This is a genomic window from Mycobacteroides sp. PCS013 (assembly GCF_049532645.1).
Classification (GTDB): Bacteria; Actinomycetota; Actinomycetes; order Mycobacteriales; family Mycobacteriaceae; genus Mycobacterium; species Mycobacterium gwanakae.
The window spans coordinates 391,114-408,321 of record NZ_CP150131.1; the positions used below are offsets into that span (position 1 = coordinate 391,114).

A 17,208-nucleotide genomic window follows, 5' to 3' on the forward strand; every position below is an offset into this window, starting at 1 on the left:
ATGACAAAGGGCTCGAAATACATTGTCCGGGAACCGGTGCGGGTGCAGACCGCCAATGGTGTGGTGGAGGGGTTTCACGATCGAGGTGTGCGCCGCTTTCGGGCCATACCGTATGCCGAGCCGCCGGTGGGCGCGCTGCGTCTGCGCAGCCCGGCGCCCGCGAAGCCCTGGGCTGGGGTGTTGCCCTGCGACTCCTGGAAATCGGCGTCACCGCAGAAACGTATCTATGTGCCGCTCTCGCTCAACAGATTCCAGGCGGTCAGCGAGGATTGTCTGACGGTGAACGTGACAATGCCGGATGAGCCCTCTTCGGAGGCTCTGCCGGTGATGTTCTACATTCACGGCGGCGCCTATGTTTTGGGGAGTTCCGCGCTGTCCTTGTACGACGGCGCCGACCTTGCGCGGCGCGGCTGTGTCTTCGTCTCGGTGAACTACCGGGTCGGCGCCTACGGCGCGATAGACCTGTCGTCCTTATCGGATGATCGGCACACCATCGACAGCAATCTGTACTTACGCGATCTGGTGCTGGCGCTGCGGTGGGTGCGCGACAACATAGCGGCGTTCGGCGGAGATCCGGGCAGTGTCACGATTTTCGGCGAAAGCGCGGGCGCGCATTGCGTCGAGATGTTGTTGGCCGTTCCGGCGGCGGCAGGGTTGTTTCAGCGCGCGATCTGCCAAAGCACGGCCAGCGGAATGATCCATACTCGGGATGAAGCGGCCGCCAATGCGCGCCGGCTCGTCGGGTATCTCGGTGTCGATGTCCGTAACCCCGCCGAGGCGGTTATCAATGCCAGGCCGCGTGATCTCGTGAGGGCGACACACCGGCTGCTCACCGCGAAAACCCGGGAATCGGCCTTCTCGCTAGGTGTGGGCCCCAGCATTGACGGTGACGTTGTGCCCGACGACCCGATCGCGATGATGGAACGCGGGGAGGCGCAACGGGTCCCACTCATCATCGGATACAACGCGGAAGAGGTTCGGTTGTTCAACCGACTGCTGACCCGGGTGTTGTCGGTGTCCCGGTTCGATGCCCGTGCTGTCGCGGGCACGCTCGATGCGCTGAGCCCCGAGGCCGCGAAGCGGGTGATCGATTCCTACGAGGGCTATCCGTCCAAGGCTGCGCTGGTGCGTCTGATGGGCGATGCGATGTTCGGCTCGGAGGCCTGGCGGGTGGCGCGGGCGTACAGCCGGCATGCGCCGGTTTACTTTTACCGGTACGACTACGCGCCGCGGCCGCTGCGGCGTTTCGGACCGGGAGCCGCACACGCGACGGAACTGTTCGCGGTGTTTGGTCTTTTCAAGCGCTGGCCCGCATTGGCAGGGAAACGCGATATGGCTGAGGCGCTAGCGCTGACCGAGGACATTCAGAGCCGGTGGCTCGCGTTCGCAGGCACGGGCATCCCGGGCATCGATTGGCCGGGATACACAGAGCCGGAGCACGCGGTCATGGTGTTCGACCAGCATCGGCGTATCGATATGGATCCGCATCGTGTGCAACGGGAGCTGTGGCGCGATATCAGCCGTGCAGCCTGATCTGCTCGCGCGGGAACTTGCCGAACAAACGCTGCGTTGACGGTCAATGCCCGCTGCTCAGGATGAATTCGACCGCCAGCTTTCCCGCCTGACCGAACTGGGGTGCCCGGTCGGCGACCATGCCAGTCAGCTGGGAAATCGAGTCGCTGACCTTCCGCAATCCGTGGTCGACCCCGGCGATCACATCCCGTTCCTTCTCATTGCCGCCGGAACCAGCTATGAGCAGACGGCGCCGTTGATGAGCCTGAATGGGCGCAAGGGCTTTCATGTCATGGATGACGGCGACGTGAACGTGTACCGACCGATTGTGGAGATTCCGGATCAGGCTTACCTGCTTACCGACGTCGACACCGGCAGCGAGTTCTGCAACGTGACACCGGAGGCGGCGTTGCAGACCATCACCGCGCGTGGACGGACCCCGCTCACCATCGAGGAGGGCATTGCCTTGGTTCTGTTGCGGCCGGACATGTTGCGCAAGAACAAGTGTTTCTCGCTGGCGGCCTCGCGGGGAAACGGACAGCGGGTGCCTGCGATCTGGATATCCGATCGGCGTCCCAAACTCGGGTGGTGCTGGGACCGCAATCCGCACACCTGGCTGGGCACCGCCTCGTGCGGTGGCCGGGTGGCCTTGTAGGCCACGTCCTTCCTTGCCGGATAGACGGGCGTGACTCGTCGGCCGGTCACCTGTCACACTGTTACCAATGGTGGCGATGTCGGCACTGGTTTTCGGACTCAGCTGGTGGCTGGGTCTGTATCTGCTCGCGCGTAATCCCCGTAAGCCCGTCCTCGTGCTCGCGGCCATCGGGCTGATCGGTTACTCCGTAGTCGTCGCACTCGATGCCATCCGCGTCACCCCGGGTTCGGATGCCGACCTCCTGGGCCGTATCGAAGTGTTCACCGCGATCATTCCGAGCGTCTCGTGGCTGTTGGTGCTGCTTGAACTCACCAACACCGGTGACCGGTGGCGTGATCGCGCCGCGATGGCCGTACCCGGTGCCGTCCTGGCCGTCGCGCTGCTCGTGGGCGCCTCATTGGCCGGCACCATCGCCGGTCCGGCTCAACTGGGGCACTGGATCATGTTCTGTGCCAATGGGACCGCCGCCATCGGTGCGGCCATCTTGTTGTTCCGCCGCCGTGCCTCGATACCCGGCTCGGCGCGGGGTGTCGTCCTAGTCGCCACGATGTTCTTCACCCTCGGCGATGCGCAGCTGATCATTCCGCTCGGCATCCTTCCAAGCTGGCTGGCGCTGGCGTCGACCGGCTTCGACCTGGTGCTACTCGGTCTGGGTGTGGCGCTCTGGGATGCCTTCGACGAAGGACAAGCGTTGCGCGGCGACATGCTGCGTTCCTTTGTGGCCTCGATCCTTGTCGGGGCGTTGTTCGGCGCCCAAGCGATGATCGGCATCGCCGTTGTCGGGCAGTCGGTTGCACTGGTGGTCCTGCTGTTCACCAGCGTGGGCCTGGCCATCTGCATTCAGGTGCAATCGGGCCCCTTCGCCGACTTCCTTGACCGCCTGGCCTTCTCGCGTTCCCCGCAGCTGCGCCACGAGCGTTCCGAGCTGCGTAGTACCGAGGCGGCCTTGCCGCTGAAATCGGCATCGCCCATCGACGGCGTCGATGATGAGACATTCACCCGGCTGACCCGCCGGGCCCTGAGCCACTACGGGGATCTGGCCAAACTCGTCGCCAGTCCGCTGACATCACTGCCCGCGATCGACGAAAGACTCACCGATCGTGGCGCTTCCGACCAGCCCGTCGAGCGCGCCAACGAACTCAGAGCCGTGCTCGCCGAATCCATCTCGCGGCTCAAGCCCCGGGATGACGGAGATTTCGGTACCACCGACCAGTGGCGGTACTACAACGCGCTGTACTTCCCGTACGTCATGGGTGTGCGGGCCTATGCGCAGGGCGCGACGGCCGCAGGACTGGACCCGGTATCGCGTCAGGCGTGGCAGTGGCTGGTCACCGAGGTGCCACAGCGTTCGTTGCATAACTGGCAGAACGCCGCGGCCAAACTCATCGCCGCGGATCTGCGCGCACAGACCGTTCCGGTGCCCAATGATGTTCGCACCAACGGTTCGTCACCAGTTCCGCGGTAGCCGTCCCCGTTCCCGGCGCCATCCGGCGTGGCTGCCCGGGTGCCATCGCCACGATGTCGGGATGAACGGCCACGCCAGCGGCACGGCACGGCCCAGCGCGCGGTAGGCGGTCTCGTCGGCCAGGTTCCACCGAATCCCAAAACGCTTGCGCACCTGGGGTGGCAAGCCGCCATAGATGGTCAGCCGCAGCGGAGGTGCCAACGCCATCCGCATCGGTGTGGTGGGCAGCGCGAGTCGTGCAGCCGGCTTCAAATACGACGCCACCGGTAGGTAGGGAGACTTGCTCATGTCGGGAACGGCGCGTCCCTCGATGACTTTCATCAGGTAATCAGCGGCGGGGTTGGGGGTGAGCACCTCGTCGCAGTATCGGTCCCATTCCTGTTGGAACGCGGCCCTATTCGGTGGCAGCGGTTGCTCGCTCATCGCGTACCGGCGATACCATTCGACACCCTCCTGGTAGAGCTGTTCACGTTCGGCGTCGGACAGCTGATAGCGGGAGTACCTGTCGATGGTTTGTTCGACCATCACCTGGAACGTGGCATGCGCCCACCAGAACGTTGTCGGGTTCAGCGCGTGATACCGGACGCCGTCGGGCTGGATTCCCTTGATGCTGCGGTGAAAGTCCCGCACCTTCACCCCGGTGCCGGCGGCGGGCTCGTCGTACACGGTGCCCAGGATCGGTGGCAGCGAGCGGAACACCCTGTCAACGGGGTCTGCGAAGAAATTCGAGTGCTCGATCAGCGCATAACCGATGGCGGGGTCCATCGTTTGCAGGAGCCCGGCCGTACCGCCGGTGAAGGCGATGCGCATATCGCCAGCCCAGCGCCATAAAAGTGAATGACGGCCGAGCTGTGCACCGGGCACGGTAGAGATGACATCCGCTGTTGTCATCCTTAGATGATGGCATACCGCGCAGCGAATTGGCAGGGATTGGCAGTGCCGAATGTCGAGATGGCAGTACATCCCGAGGAATGTCAGTGGTGTCAGCTTTCACCCGGAGCTTTCACACAAGGAGTCCCCAATGTCCATAGCTTCAGAGAACGCCTCGGTACTTCGCACACGATTCGCCCAACCCGACTCGCTCCTGCGATTCGGAATCGGCCTCGACGGCATCGCCACCGGTTCGGTTGCTGTCGTTCTGCTGGTCGCCGCGAAATGGCTTGTCGAGCCGCTTGGTCCCTCATTGGGATTTCAGGTGGCGCATGCCGCCGCGCTCATCGGATACGGGGTACTGGCCTTTGTACTGAGCCGGGCCGACAGGTCCAAGCTCGGAGCCATCGGCGTCGCGTACATCGCGGGCAACCTGCTGGCCACCGTGCTCTATGTGGCTGCGGGTGTCATGAAATGGGTACCGCTGACCACCGCCGGGGTGACGCTTTCCATCGCGTTTGGCATCTACACCGCCGTCATGGCGGACATCCAATTCCTCGGACTACGGCGCCTGCGCTCGGCGTAGCCGCCCACATGCTCGCCTCGTTCTGAAGGCGAGCCGGTGCCGGGCCATCCACTGGATGGCCCGGCACCTTCATGTTTTAGACCGGGGTCAGCGGCAGGCGCAGCGCGCCGGGGGCGGACTCCGGAACCGTCGGACGGTTGGGCTGCACCGGGAAGACGCGCTTGTAGGGCGCACCCAGCGCCGGCCGTGGATCGAGCTCACCCTTGTTGGGCCAGAACGCCATTGCGCGTTCGGCTTGGGCGGTGATGGTGAATGACGGATTCACACCCAGGTTGGCCGAGATCGCTGAACCATCGGAGACATACAGCCCGGGATATCCGTAGACCCGTTGGTACGGATCGATCACCCCGGTCTCGGCAGAATCGCCGATGGGGCAGCCGCCGATGAAATGCGCCGTCAGCGGGATGTTCATCGAATCCAGGTGAGTGCTGCCCGCGTATCCGTCGACCTTGTCGGCCATCCGCCGTGCGACATCGTGGGCGACCGGAATCCAATCCGGGTTCGGTTCTCCCGAGCCCTGTTTGGTGGTCATCTTCTTGCCGAACAGCCCGCGTTTGAGATAGGTGGTCAGCGAGTTGTCCAACGACTGCATCACCAGCACGATGATCGAGTGCTGCGCGGCGCGGTAAGGGAACATCGATCGGAACACCATTGCGGGGTGCCGCACATTGGCCAGCCAGGTGCGCGCGAAACGCCACGGGCCGCCGTCAACCATGTTGGTGCCCAACATGCTCAGGAAGGTCGAGCCTTCCCCGTATCGGACCACCTCGACATGGGTATTGGGTTCGGGGTGGATCGACGAGGTAATGGCGACGCCCTGCGAGAAGTCATCGCGGGTGGGGGAATAGACGATGGGCACCGATTCGGAGTTGGTGCGTGTCTGTTCGCCCAGGCGATCCGACAAGTTGGGCAGCGACCCTGAATCCTTGAACTTGTGCAGCAGCCGCTGGGTGCCCAGCGATGCCGCCGAGAACACCACATGCTGAGCGGTGAACGTGCGCTTCTTCTTACGTACCAGCCGCCCGGTCTGTTTGGTGCTGACCGCATAGCCCTCACGATCCTGCAGGGGCCGCACGTCGAGCACCTCGGTAAGCGGATGTATTTCTGCGCCAGCGTGTTCCGCGAGATACAGGTAGTTGGTCTCGGTGGTGTTCTTGGCATTGTGCTTGCAGCCGGTCATACAGGCGGCGCAGCCGATGCAGCCGGACCGCTCGGGGCCGGCGCCGCCGAAGAACGGATCCGGCACGGTCTTGCCCGGCTCATCGCCGAAGAAGACACCGACATTGGTGGGGTGGTAGGTGTCTTCGACGCCCAGGTCCTTGGCGACGGCGAGCAGCACCTCATCGGGTGGGGTGGTGTGCGGAGTCTGCGCGACTCCGAGCATCCGGCTGGCCTGGTCGTAGTAGGGCGCCAGTTCGGACTTCCAGTCGGTGATATGCGCCCACTGCTTATCGGTGTAGAACTGCTCCAGCGGTTCATACAGCGTGTTGCCGTAGATCAGCGATCCACCGCCCACACCCACCGCGCTGGCGATGAAGGTCTTGCCCAGCACGGTAAGCCGCTGCGGTCCGAAGCACCCGAGCGCGGGTGCCCACATCGCCTTGCGAACGTGCCAGTTGTTCGGGGGAAAATCCTCGCGTTTCCAGCGTTTTCCCATATCTAGTATGCCGACTCGGTAGCCCTTTTCGGTGAGGCGGAGGGCCGCAACGCTCCCACCGAAACCGGACCCGATGACGACTACGTCGTAGTCATAGTCCATGGCGGTCAACCTACTGGTTGGTCGTGAGCTGTGGGGTGAAATCAGCCTTGCGCTTGGGCTAACGCGGCGCGCATCTTCTCGTGCAGCAGATTGATGGCCTGCAACGGACGGATCATGACCTTGAACTCCACGATCTTTCCGGCATCGTTGCAGGTGATGATGTCGATTCCGTTGATGTACTTGCCGTCCACGGTCGCCTCGAACTCGAGTGCCGCGGTGTTCCCGTCCAGGATTTCCTTGGTGTAGTGGAAGTTGTTCTCGGGTCCGGCAAGGGTGGCGAAGGCGGCCAACAAGTACATGGCGGTGATCTGCTTGCCCTGCTGCGGGGTGAACACCACAGGGGAGTAGAAGGCCGCGTCCTCGGCCAGCAGGTCGTTGAGCGCTTCGGGGTTGGCGCCGGAAATGATGCCGTGCCAGGTTTCAACCACGTCGTTGATCATGCGCCGAATATACCATTCGGTCTACTTCATGCAAGCCGATCTATAGCTTGCGCAGGCGCAGCCGGTTGATCGAGTGGTCGGCATCTTTGCGGAGCACCAGCGTCGCCCGTGGCCGCGTCGGCAGGATGTTCTCCAGCAGGTTCGGCAGGTTGATCGAGTGCCAAATCTCCTGTGCGGCAAGGGTTGCCTGCTTATCGGACAGCTTGGCGTAGTGATGGAAATGTGATGAGGGATTTGCGAATGACGTGGAGCGCATGGCCAGGAACCGGGAGATGTACCACTGTTCGATGTCTTCGATGCGGGCGTCCACATAGATCGAGAAATCGAACAGATCCGAGACCATCAGGGTGGGGCCGGTTTGTAGTACGTTCAAGCCCTCGAGAATCAGGATATCGGGTTGCTGCACAACGTGTTTCTCGTTTTTGATGATGTCGTACAGCAGGTGTGAGTACACCGGGGCGGTGACCTCATGGGCTCCCGATTTGACCTCGGTGACGAATCGCAGCAGTCCGCGCCTGTTGTAGCTCTCCGGAAATCCCTTGCGGTGCATGATGTTCCGCCGGGAAAGTTCGGCATTGGGGTAGAGGAATCCGTCGGTGGTCACCAGGTCCACGCGGGGATGGTGGTCCCAGCGGGCGAGCAATGCCTGCAGCACGCGCGCCGTTGTCGACTTGCCTACCGCGACGCTGCCAGCGACGCCGATAACGAAGGGGACAAGACGGTCCGGGTGTTGGTCCCCGAGGAAGGTGGCGGTGGCGGCGAAGAGCCGCTGGCGGGCGGCCACCTGAAGGTGAATGAGACGAGCCAGCGGCAGGTAGACCTCGGCGACCTCGGTCAGATCGATCTGCTCGCCAAGGCCACGCAGGCCGAAGAGCTCTTCCTCGGTGAGGACCAGCGGCGTGGACTTGCGCAGCGCGCGCCACTGTTTCCGGTCGAACTCCACATAGGGGCTCGGCTCGCTCAGCCGCGGCATGGACGCAAGTCTTGCAGGAACCATTCGTGAACGCGGCACTAGGGTTGTGTGACATGGGCGATAACGGCCGGTCGGAGAACAGCCTCGTCAACGAATACCTGCTGCTCGGGCTGCGATTTGACCGTATTGAGAGTGGATACGTCGACTCCTTCACCGGTGATCCGGCGCTGCGGCAGCGTGTCGAGAACGAGCCCACCCCCGATCCGGCAGACCTGGCCCGCCAGGCCGTGGCCCTGCGTGCCGAGCTGACCGCAAGTGACCTCGATGCCGCGCGCAAGGCCTTCATCGATACGCACTTGAAGGCGTTGGCCTGTGCCGGCCGCAAGTTCGCGGGCGAGAACATCGGATTTGTCGACGAAGTGCATGACTACTTCGACGTGCGCATCGCGAAAGGCGACGAAGAGCGCTACCGGGAAGCCCATGAGGCGCTGGAAAATGTTCTGCCGGAGGGTGGTTCGCTGCTGGAACGGAAAACCGCCTATGACCGGTCCCAGGAAATTGACCCGAACCGCCTGCAGGAATGCGTCGACGCGTTCTCCAGTGCGCTGCGCGACCGGGTGCGCGCGGAGTTTCCGCTGCCCGACACCGAGACGATCACCTACGAGATCGTCAGCGACAAACCCTGGTCGGGGTTCAACTATTACGAGGGCAATTACCGCTCGACAGTCGCCATCAACTCCGATCTCAAGCAATATCTGACCAATGTGCCGGCTCTGATCGCCCACGAGTCCTATCCCGGGCACCACACCGAGCACTGCCGCAAGGAGGCGGGTCTGGTGCACCTGGGGGACCAGCAAGAGCAGACCATCTTCCTGGTGAACACACCCCAGTGCCTGATGGCGGAGGGGCTCGCCGACCTCGCCCTGTACGCGGCCATCGGTGACGACTGGGGGCTGTGGGCACAGGAGATCTACGCCGACCTCGGGCTGCGCTTCGACGGCGAACAGGCTCAGGCTGTCGGGCGGGCGCGGGCCGGACTGATCAACGTCCGCCAAGACGCGGCCCTGATGCTGCATGACGAGCACCGTGACGTCGAGGACGTCATCGCATTCCTGAAACGCTGGCTGCTGGTCTCCGACGAGCGGGCCCGGCACATGCTCAAATTCCTGTCCTCGCCGTTGTGGCGGGCGTACATCTCCACCTACGTCGAGGGCTATCAATTGTTGAAGGGGTGGCTGGACCGTCGCCCCCCGGAACAGTCCCTCACGGCCCGCTTCGGGCGGCTGCTCGACGAGCCCCTGGTGGCGTCCACGCTGACATAGCCGCCGACTAGGCTGATGGCCATGACGACCTCAGCATCCAGTGATATCGCGCAGGGCGCGCAGTACGCCGAGACCGCCAGCGCCGCCTACCGATCGGCCCTGGAAGTCATCGCGACCATCGAGCCGCGGATCGCGGATGCGACCCGTAAAGAGCTTGCTGACCAACGCGATTCGCTCAAGCTGATTGCCAGCGAGAACTACGCCTCGCCGGCCGTGCTGCTGACAATGGGTACCTGGCTGTCCGACAAGTACGCCGAGGGCACCATCGGCCACCGCTTCTATGCCGGTTGCCAGAACATCGACACCGTCGAGGCGCTGGCGGCCGAGCACGCCCGCGAGCTGTTCGGGGCGCCGTACGCCTACGCGCAGCCGCACTCGGGTATCGATGCCAACCTCGTCGCCTACTGGGCGATCCTCGCGACACGCGTCGAGGCCCCCGCGCTGGCCGAAAAGGGGGTGCGCAACGTCAACGACCTCTCCGAGACCGATTGGGAGGAGCTGCGCCACCAGTACGGCAATCAGCGCCTGATGGGTATGTCACTGGACACCGGAGGCCACCTGACCCACGGCTTCCGCCCCAACATCTCGGGCAAGATGTTCCACCAGCGCAGTTACGGCACCGATCCCGAAACTGGTCTGCTGGACTATGACGCACTGGCCGCGGCGGCACGCGAGTTCAAGCCGCTGGTGCTGGTGGGTGGCTACTCCGCCTACCCGCGCCGGGTGAACTTCGCCAAGCTGCGTGAGATCGCCAACGAGGTGGGCGCCACCCTGTTCGTCGATATGGCGCACTTCGCCGGCCTGGTCGCCGGAAAGGTGTTCACCGGCGACGAGGACCCGGTGCCGCACGCCCACATCACCACGACCACCACCCACAAGTCGCTTCGCGGACCCCGCGGCGGCCTGGTGCTGGCCACCGCCGAGTACTCCGATGCCGTCGACAAGGGCTGCCCGATGGTGCTGGGCGGACCGCTCTCGCACGTGATGGCCGCCAAGGCCGTCGCCCTGGCCGAGGCGCGCCAGCCCTCGTTCCAGGCGTACGCACAGCGCGTCGCCGACAACGCCAAGTCGCTGGCTGAGGGATTCCTGAAGCGGGGCGCACGCCTGGTCACCGGCGGAACCGACAACCACCTGGTGCTGCTCGACGTGCAGTCCTTCGGGCTCACCGGGCGGCAGGCCGAGTCGGCCCTGCTCGATGCTGGCGTCGTCACCAACCGCAACGCCATCCCGGCAGACCCCAATGGCGCCTGGTACACCAGCGGCATCCGGTTCGGCACCCCGGCGCTCACCAGCCGCGGTTTCGACGCCGACGAGTTCGACAAGGTGGCCGAGCTTGTCGTCGACGTACTGACCAACACGGAGGCCGACGGGACGTCGAAGGCCAAGTACACGCTCGCCGATGGTGTCGCGGATCGCGTGAAGGCCGCTTCGGCCGAACTGCTGGCCGCCAACCCCCTGTATCCGGGCCTCACTCTCTAGGGTCTTTAGTCACCGCGAGCGGACGCTTAGTACCCGCCCTTACTGGGGTTTTGCGGTACTAAGTGTCTCTACGCGAAGGGCCGCGCGGCGATTTCCCATTTCTGATTCGTCCGGTTACCGTTACCGCATGGCACAGAAACCTGTACCCAATGCGTTGACTCTTGAGCTGACGGATGTCGTCGCCGAGAACATCGATCGCCACCGCGACACCGCGGAGCTTTGGTACGCCCATGAGCACGTCCCCTACGACGAGGGTGAGAACTTCGCCTTCCTGGGCGGACGCGACTGGGAGCCCTCTGACGTCAAGCTGCCTAAGGCCGTCGTCGACGCCCTCCAGATCCTGCTGATCACCAAGGACAATCTGGCGGGATACCACCGCGAGATGGTCGAGCATTTCTCGCTGGAGATCATCCCGTGGGCCGACTTCATCGGCCGCTGGACCGCGGAGGAGAACCTGCACGCCATCGCGCTGCGCGAGTACCTCGTGGTGACCCGTAACGCCGACCCCAACGGCGACGAGGACACCCGGCTGGCTCACGTCATGAAGGGCTACCGGGCCGACACGTACAACCAGATCGAGACGCTGGTGTTCAACGCGTTCTTCGAGCAGATGCACGCGGTGTTCGTGCAGAACCTGGCCGCGCGGACCGACGACGCCGTGCTCAAGGGCCTGCTCGCGAACATCGAGAAGGACGAGCGTCGCCACGAGCAGATCTACAGCAACATCGTGCTCGAATGCCTGCGTCTGCACCCCGAGGACACCATTGCCGCCATCAAGGCGCGCGCTGCGGAACTGAAGGTCATCGGCGCCGATATCGACGGTTACGAGGACAAGGTCGCCTCGGTGGCCGACGCCGGAATCATCGACGAGGTCACCGTGCAAGACGTGGTCCGCGAACTCACCGACAAGTGGGGCGTCACCGAGCGGCTCTGATCTTTCGCCGAGTGTCGACCTATCGCGGGGGACACTCGCGTTTTCTGTGTGACAACTCGACACTCGCGCGAAATGTGCGTTAACCCGGAGTTAGTCAACACGCTCGATTCGGTGCGCGGCATCTGCGCGTAGGTGCGAGTAGCGTCAAAAGCGATGGCTAGCGACATGCTTTGCTATCCGGGAGGTACTGATCGTGGCGAAAACGACAGGACCGGCCCCGGTCCTGATGTGGACGGTCTCACGAGGCGTCCACACACGGTACCGACCGCGTCCACGACAGATCGCGTGTGGTGCCGCACGGATGTCAGGAGCGCTCGGTGACTGCTTCAAAGAACCCTGGGACAATCCGTACCTATGTGCTCGACACCTCGGTGTTGTTGTCCGACCCTTGGGCCACAAACCGATTCGCCGAACACGAGGTAGTGATCCCGTTGGTGGTGATCAGCGAGCTGGAAGGCAAGCGTCACCATCACGAGTTGGGTTGGTTCGCCCGCACTGCGTTGCGGATGCTGGATGATCTGCGGTTGGAGTATGGCCGCCTTGATCAGTCCATTCCTGTAGGGACACAGGGTGGTTCGCTGCACGTCGAGCTGAATCACACCGATCCTTCGGTGCTGCCCGTGGGCTTCCGCACCGACTCCAACGACTCTCGGATTCTGGCGTGCGCACTCAACCTCGCCGCCGAGGGCAAGCTGGTTACGTTGGTGAGCAAGGACATCCCGCTGCGCGTCAAGGCCGGTGCGGTGGGCTTGGCCGCCGACGAGTACCGGGCTCAGGACGTGGTGAACTCGGGCTGGACGGGCATGACCGAACTGGACACCACTGCCGAGGTCATCGACTCGCTCTTCGAGTCAGGCGAGGCTGATCTGGAGGCGGCGCGAGATCTTCCGTGCCACACCGGAGTTCGGTTACTCGGCGGCACCTCGAGCGCTCTTGGCCGAGTCAACGCGGAGAAGCGGGTGCAGTTGGTGCGCGGTGACCGCGAGGTCTTCGGACTGCGTGGGCGCTCCGCGGAACAGCGTGTGGCACTGGACATCCTGCTCGATGAGTCGGTAGGCATCGTTTCCCTGGGCGGCAAGGCAGGCACCGGTAAATCGGCGCTGGCGTTGTGCGCCGGACTGGAAGCGGTGCTGGAGCGCCGCAGTCACCGCAAGGTCGTGGTGTTCCGGCCGCTGTACGCGGTCGGCGGTCAGGAGCTGGGCTATCTGCCGGGCAGTGAGAGCGAGAAGATGGGCCCGTGGGCGCAGGCCGTCTTCGACACCCTCGAAGGTCTGGCGTCGCCGGCGGTCATCGAAGAAGTGCTGTCGCGCGGCATGCTCGAGGTGCTCCCGCTCACGCACATCCGCGGGCGGTCCCTGCACGACTCCTTTGTGATCGTCGACGAGGCGCAGTCCCTGGAGCGCAACGTGCTGCTGACGGTGCTGTCGCGGTTGGGCACCGGCTCGCGGGTGGTGCTCACCCACGATGTCGCACAGCGCGACAACCTGCGTGTCGGTCGTCACGACGGTGTCGCTGCGGTGATCGAGAAGCTCAAGGGTCATCCGCTGTTCGCGCACGTCACACTGGTACGCAGTGAGCGTTCACCCATCGCGGCGCTGGTCACGGAGATGCTGGAGGAGTTCGGCCCCGGGCTCTCTTCCTGAACTGACGGTTACGCTGTGGGGCGTGCTATCCAAGCGTGATGTCTTTCGGTGGACGATGGTCGCGGCCGCTGTGGGAAGTTTGATCGCGGCCGCGATCGTCGTCACCGACAAGCAGCGCGCCCTCGCCGAGCCGGTGGACTGCCAACGTGAGAAGTGCGTTGCGCTGACATTCGATGACGGGCCCAGCCCGTTCACCGACCGGCTGCTGGATATCCTGCGAGCCAACGGCGCGCACTCGACCTTCTTCGAAATAGGCAACAAGGTTCAGCGCGATCCGGCGGGCGCCAAACGAGTGGTCGATGCCGGGATGGAACTCGGCAGCCACACCTGGGAACACCCCAACATGACGACGATCCCGCCGGAGGCGATCGCCAGCCAGCTGAGTAAGGCCAGCGACGCGATCGAAGCGGCCACGGGCAAGCGCCCCAAGCTGTTCCGAACCGCCGGTGGCCTGATCAACGACCAGGTGCTGGCCGAGGCCAAGAAACAGGGGCTGGCCGATATCAACTGGGATGTGATCCCGTTCGACTGGGCCAACGATTCGAACACCGACGCCACCCGGGCCATCCTGATGTCACAGATCAAGCCGGGATCTGTGGTGCTGTTCCACGACACTTACTCCAGCACAGTGGATCTGGTTGAGCAGTTCCTCCCGGTGCTCAGGGCCAACGGATACCACGCGGTCACCGTCACGAAGCTGCTCGGTCCGCGTGAACCCGGTAGCAGTTACGGCAGCCGCGATAACGGGCCACCTGTGAACCTGCTGAAAGACATTCCGGAGTCGGAGATTCCGCCGCTGCCGAATACTCCGTCGCCGCTGCCCGCGACGAACATCCCCATCACCGACCTGCCCAATCAGGGTGCGGGCGGACCGGCCGTCGGGCAGTAGCGGTGCGACTCGTCGCCTTGGTGTTGATCACGGCATTGCTTGTCGGACCCGCCAGCGTCGTACTTCCCGCTCCTCAGCGCTACGTCGCGACGATCAGCCGAGACGAACGCGGTGTCCCGCATGTCAGCGCGGATGATTGGGGCTCATTGGGTTACGGCACCGGGTACGCGTTCGCAGAGGACCGCGCCTGCACGCTGATCGACCAGATCATCAAGGTCCGCGGCGAGCGCAGCAAGTGGCTGGGGCCCGGCGCCGGCAATCGGAACGTCGATATGGACTTCGGTTACCGCCACCTGAAACTGTGGGAGAACGCCCCCAAACGCTGGGCGGACCAGCCGGTCAGAGTGCGTGAGCTCGTCGACGGGTACGTCGCCGGGTTCAACGAATCTCTGGCGCTCAACGGCGTGAACGGTGGCTGGTGCGACGGTGCCGGTTGGGTCGGCCCGATCACGTCGCAGGACTTGTACGCGCATTTCTCCGATGTCGTGATGACGGTGTCCAGCATCTCCATGATCACCGAAATCGGCAGGGCACAGCCGCCTTCAGGCACATCGGCGCCGCACCCGGGTGCGCTACCCGCCCGGCCGCAGATGGGAAGCAACGGATGGGCGTTGGGGTCGGAGCGCTCCAGCACCGGCGGCGGCCTGCTGTTGGCCAACCCGCATTACCCCTGGACGGGCGAGAACCGCCTCTGGGAGGCGCATCAGAGCATTCCCGGGCAGCTCAACGTTTACGGCGTCGGATTGTCCGGAATGCCGTTGGTGCAACTCGGATTCACCGATGCGGTGGCGTGGACGGCCACCGTGGCGGCCGGGCGCCGCTTCGCGCTGTATCGCTACGACCTGGATGCGTCCGACCCCACCGCGTACTACGTGGACGGACGGCGCCAGGTGATGACGCCCGACCCCATCACCATCGAAGTGGCGGGCGAACAGGGTGTTTCGCCGATGAGCCGCACCCTCTATTCCACCAAGCACGGACCGGTGGCCGACGTGGACACCGTGGGCTGGACACGGGCCCAGGCCATCGCGATGGCCGACGCCAACGCCGATACCAGCACCACGCTGACCCAGTATCTGGGCATGGCCACCGCGAAATCCATGGATGATTTCCAGGATGTTTTCCGGGCCAATCGGGGTGTGCCATGGATGAATACCGTCTCGACGAGCGCCGACGGACGTGCCTGGATCGTCGACAGCTCCGCCACTCCCAATCTGTCCAGGGAGGCGCTCGCCGCGTGGGCCGTGGATCGCGAAAAGCCGGGCCTGATCAGGGATGCGTATCGCTCCGCGGGCATGGTGGTGCTCGATGGCTCCCGGTCGCTCTTCGACTGGGCCGACGATGACAACGCCGCGGCGCCCGGGCTCATCGGGTACGACCACATGCCCCAGCTCGAGCGGCGGGACTACGTCTTCAACGCCAATGACAGTATGTGGCTTGCTCATCCGGATCAGCTGCTCACCGGCTATCAGCCACAGCAGGGCGGCGAGGGGTGGATGCTGACGCCCCGCACCAAGACCAACGCCCGACTCCTCGCCGAGAACAGCGGTAAGTGGACGATCGACGATGTGGGCGCCGCGTTGTTCTCCGATCGCGCGATCCTGGCCGACCAGCTGCGTATGCCGCTGGTGCGGGCATGCACGGCGACCAAGGTTGTCGACGGCGTGGACCTGGCCCCGGCATGCTCGGCGCTGGCCGCCTGGGACGGCAGATTCACCAAGACCGCCCGCGGTGCCGCTGTATTCCGCGAATGGCTCTCCCGCTTTACCCCCGAGGAGCGAAAGGACCGCGGCAGGCTTTTCGCCGACGGGTTCAACCCGGCCAATCCCATTGGCTCGCCCTCGGTTCCGGCCACCGACGTCGGGCCGTGGCTCACCGAACTGGCGGCCGCCGTGCGGCTGCTGCAGCGCGCCGGCATTCCGGTCGACGCGCCCTTGGGGGATCTGCAACGTGAGGTGCACACCGGACGGCTGCTGCCGATCGGCGGCGGAACCGACATCGAAGGCGCCGCCAACATCGTGGACTGCTGCTCCTGGGGCATCAGCTCCGAGCCGCAGCCCAGTCCCGGTGAACGCCTGGAACCCGGGACGGAGCTGCGCGCCATCCCGGGCCCGTCGGGGGTGCTCAACGGGTACCCCATCCAGGAAGGCGACAGCTTCATCATGGCGCTGCAATACGGTCCCGACGGGCCGGATGCGAAAGGCCTTCTGGTCTACGGCAACCCGGACGATTCCAGGAACCCCGCCTATTACGCGGGCGCGCAGGCATTCAGTGCCGAACAGCTGCGCCCATTGGCCTTCAGCGCCGCCGACGTCGCCAAGGAAGCGGTGTCCACGGTGACGATATCGAGGCCGCGCTAATCCGCCCGGGATTCCTCAGCGGCCGCGAACCACAGCGCCAGTGCCATGAGCGCCGCCGTCACCAACAGGCCGAGTCCTTCGAAGAGTCCCAGAGCCTGGCCCTGGTGATGGTTGGTGTCCACCAGATGGCTCACGGTGTGCAGCACCCAATGGCCGGTGGCAATGGCCAGCGCGGGTACCCGCCACGACGGCCACTTCACCGCGGCCAGCAGCGCCAGCCCTACTGGGATCGCGAAGGACCCGAAGTCGAACAGGTAGTGGTCGTTTCGCACGCCGAACGCACCGAGCGTGTCGAAGAACGATTCAGGGGCCACAATCGCCCAGGTCCCCGTCACCGCCTGGTAGATACCGGCGATGACGAGGACCAGACGGACGAACCGA

Annotated in this window: 15 protein-coding genes; 10 read left to right on the forward strand and 5 right to left on the reverse strand. The window is 64.4% G+C overall.

The genetic code is table 11. The features are described from left to right. Positions 1-36: 36 nt before the first annotated feature. The 3 genes from RHO23_RS01970 to RHO23_RS01980 all read left to right on the forward strand — a co-directional run bounded on the left by RHO23_RS01970 (position 37) and on the right by RHO23_RS01980 (position 3,632). The gene (locus tag RHO23_RS01970; protein ID WP_082822498.1) at positions 37-1,533 is read left to right on the forward strand and encodes a carboxylesterase/lipase family protein; all 1,497 of its coding nucleotides are present in this window, start codon (positions 37-39) and stop codon (positions 1,531-1,533) included. A 46-nt stretch (positions 1,534-1,579) separates the two neighbouring features. After that, positions 1,580-2,167 (forward strand): DUF5701 family protein, encoded by a 588-nt coding sequence (locus RHO23_RS01975; protein ID WP_064408013.1) that lies wholly within the window; start codon positions 1,580-1,582, stop codon positions 2,165-2,167. A 67-nt stretch (positions 2,168-2,234) separates the two neighbouring features. Then, a complete protein-coding gene (locus tag RHO23_RS01980) occupies positions 2,235-3,632 on the forward strand; it encodes a hypothetical protein (protein ID WP_064408014.1) in 1,398 nt (465 codons plus the stop codon). Here RHO23_RS01980 and RHO23_RS01985 read toward each other — a convergent pair. Then, a complete protein-coding gene (locus tag RHO23_RS01985; protein WP_064408015.1) occupies positions 3,615-4,523 on the reverse strand; it encodes an oxygenase MpaB family protein in 909 nt (302 codons plus the stop codon). The two genes, RHO23_RS01980 and RHO23_RS01985, sit on opposite strands and share 18 nt — an antisense overlap. 130 nt (positions 4,524-4,653) lie before the next feature. On the opposite strand from RHO23_RS01985, the gene RHO23_RS01990 reads away from it, so the two are divergent. Then, positions 4,654-5,088, forward strand: coding sequence for a hypothetical protein (locus RHO23_RS01990; RefSeq protein ID WP_070920361.1), 435 nt, complete (start codon positions 4,654-4,656; stop codon positions 5,086-5,088). A 76-nt stretch (positions 5,089-5,164) separates the two neighbouring features. Here the strand turns inward: RHO23_RS01990 and RHO23_RS01995 are convergent, their stop codons facing one another. From RHO23_RS01995 to coaA, 3 genes are read right to left on the reverse strand one after another with little or no spacing between them, the layout of a single operon-like run. Then, positions 5,165-6,847, reverse strand: coding sequence for a GMC family oxidoreductase (locus tag RHO23_RS01995; RefSeq protein ID WP_064408017.1), 1,683 nt, complete (start codon positions 6,845-6,847; stop codon positions 5,165-5,167). A 41-nt stretch (positions 6,848-6,888) separates the two neighbouring features. Further along, positions 6,889-7,287 (reverse strand): nuclear transport factor 2 family protein, encoded by a 399-nt coding sequence (locus RHO23_RS02000; RefSeq protein WP_046252828.1) that lies wholly within the window; start codon positions 7,285-7,287, stop codon positions 6,889-6,891. Positions 7,288-7,327: 40 nt separating this feature from the next. Next, positions 7,328-8,260, reverse strand: a complete 933-nt coding sequence (gene coaA, locus RHO23_RS02005; RefSeq protein WP_030094690.1) for a type I pantothenate kinase — start codon at positions 8,258-8,260, stop codon at positions 7,328-7,330. Positions 8,261-8,313: 53 nt separating this feature from the next. On the opposite strand from coaA, the gene RHO23_RS02010 reads away from it, so the two are divergent. From RHO23_RS02010 to RHO23_RS02035, 6 genes are all read left to right on the forward strand, one after another. Then, positions 8,314-9,522 carry a DUF885 domain-containing protein gene (locus tag RHO23_RS02010; RefSeq protein WP_264921219.1) on the forward strand — a complete coding sequence of 403 codons (1,209 nt, stop codon included), beginning with the start codon at positions 8,314-8,316 and terminating at the stop codon, positions 9,520-9,522. Positions 9,523-9,543: 21 nt separating this feature from the next. Beyond that, positions 9,544-11,001 carry a glycine hydroxymethyltransferase gene (locus RHO23_RS02015; RefSeq protein ID WP_423488610.1) on the forward strand — a complete coding sequence of 486 codons (1,458 nt, stop codon included), beginning with the start codon at positions 9,544-9,546 and terminating at the stop codon, positions 10,999-11,001. A 127-nt stretch (positions 11,002-11,128) separates the two neighbouring features. Then, the gene (locus tag RHO23_RS02020) at positions 11,129-11,935 is read left to right on the forward strand and encodes an acyl-ACP desaturase (RefSeq protein ID WP_418039546.1); all 807 of its coding nucleotides are present in this window, start codon (positions 11,129-11,131) and stop codon (positions 11,933-11,935) included. A gap of 287 nt (positions 11,936-12,222) precedes the next feature. Beyond that, positions 12,223-13,578, forward strand: a complete 1,356-nt coding sequence (locus tag RHO23_RS02025; protein ID WP_196325608.1) for a PhoH family protein — start codon at positions 12,223-12,225, stop codon at positions 13,576-13,578. Between the two features lie 22 nt (positions 13,579-13,600). After that, entirely contained in the window at positions 13,601-14,467 is an 867-nt protein-coding gene (locus tag RHO23_RS02030; RefSeq protein WP_030094695.1) for a polysaccharide deacetylase family protein, read from the forward strand. 2 nt (positions 14,468-14,469) lie between these two features. After that, positions 14,470-16,827 (forward strand): penicillin acylase family protein, encoded by a 2,358-nt coding sequence (locus tag RHO23_RS02035; RefSeq protein WP_423488611.1) that lies wholly within the window; start codon positions 14,470-14,472, stop codon positions 16,825-16,827. Here the strand turns inward: RHO23_RS02035 and RHO23_RS02040 are convergent. Beyond that, the gene (locus RHO23_RS02040) at positions 16,824-17,162 is read right to left on the reverse strand and encodes a hypothetical protein (protein WP_418039543.1); all 339 of its coding nucleotides are present in this window, start codon (positions 17,160-17,162) and stop codon (positions 16,824-16,826) included. The genes RHO23_RS02035 and RHO23_RS02040 overlap by 4 nt on opposite strands. Positions 17,163-17,208 lie beyond the last annotated feature (46 nt).

Coding starts and splice junctions, on each gene's coding strand:
- RHO23_RS01975 (WP_064408013.1), top strand. CDS start 1,580: ATGCCCGCTGCTCAGGATGAATTCGACCGCCAGCTTTCCCGCCTGACC.
- RHO23_RS01980 (WP_064408014.1), top strand. CDS start 2,235: ATGGTGGCGATGTCGGCACTGGTTTTCGGACTCAGCTGGTGGCTGGGT.
- RHO23_RS01985 (WP_064408015.1), bottom strand. CDS start 4,523: ATGACAACAGCGGATGTCATCTCTACCGTGCCCGGTGCACAGCTCGGC.
- RHO23_RS01990 (WP_070920361.1), top strand. CDS start 4,654: ATGTCCATAGCTTCAGAGAACGCCTCGGTACTTCGCACACGATTCGCC.
- RHO23_RS01995 (WP_064408017.1), bottom strand. CDS start 6,847: ATGGACTATGACTACGACGTAGTCGTCATCGGGTCCGGTTTCGGTGGG.
- RHO23_RS02000 (WP_046252828.1), bottom strand. CDS start 7,287: ATGATCAACGACGTGGTTGAAACCTGGCACGGCATCATTTCCGGCGCC.
- coaA (WP_030094690.1), bottom strand. CDS start 8,260: ATGCCGCGGCTGAGCGAGCCGAGCCCCTATGTGGAGTTCGACCGGAAA.
- RHO23_RS02010 (WP_264921219.1), top strand. CDS start 8,314: ATGGGCGATAACGGCCGGTCGGAGAACAGCCTCGTCAACGAATACCTG.
- RHO23_RS02015 (WP_423488610.1), top strand. CDS start 9,544: ATGACGACCTCAGCATCCAGTGATATCGCGCAGGGCGCGCAGTACGCC.
- RHO23_RS02020 (WP_418039546.1), top strand. CDS start 11,129: ATGGCACAGAAACCTGTACCCAATGCGTTGACTCTTGAGCTGACGGAT.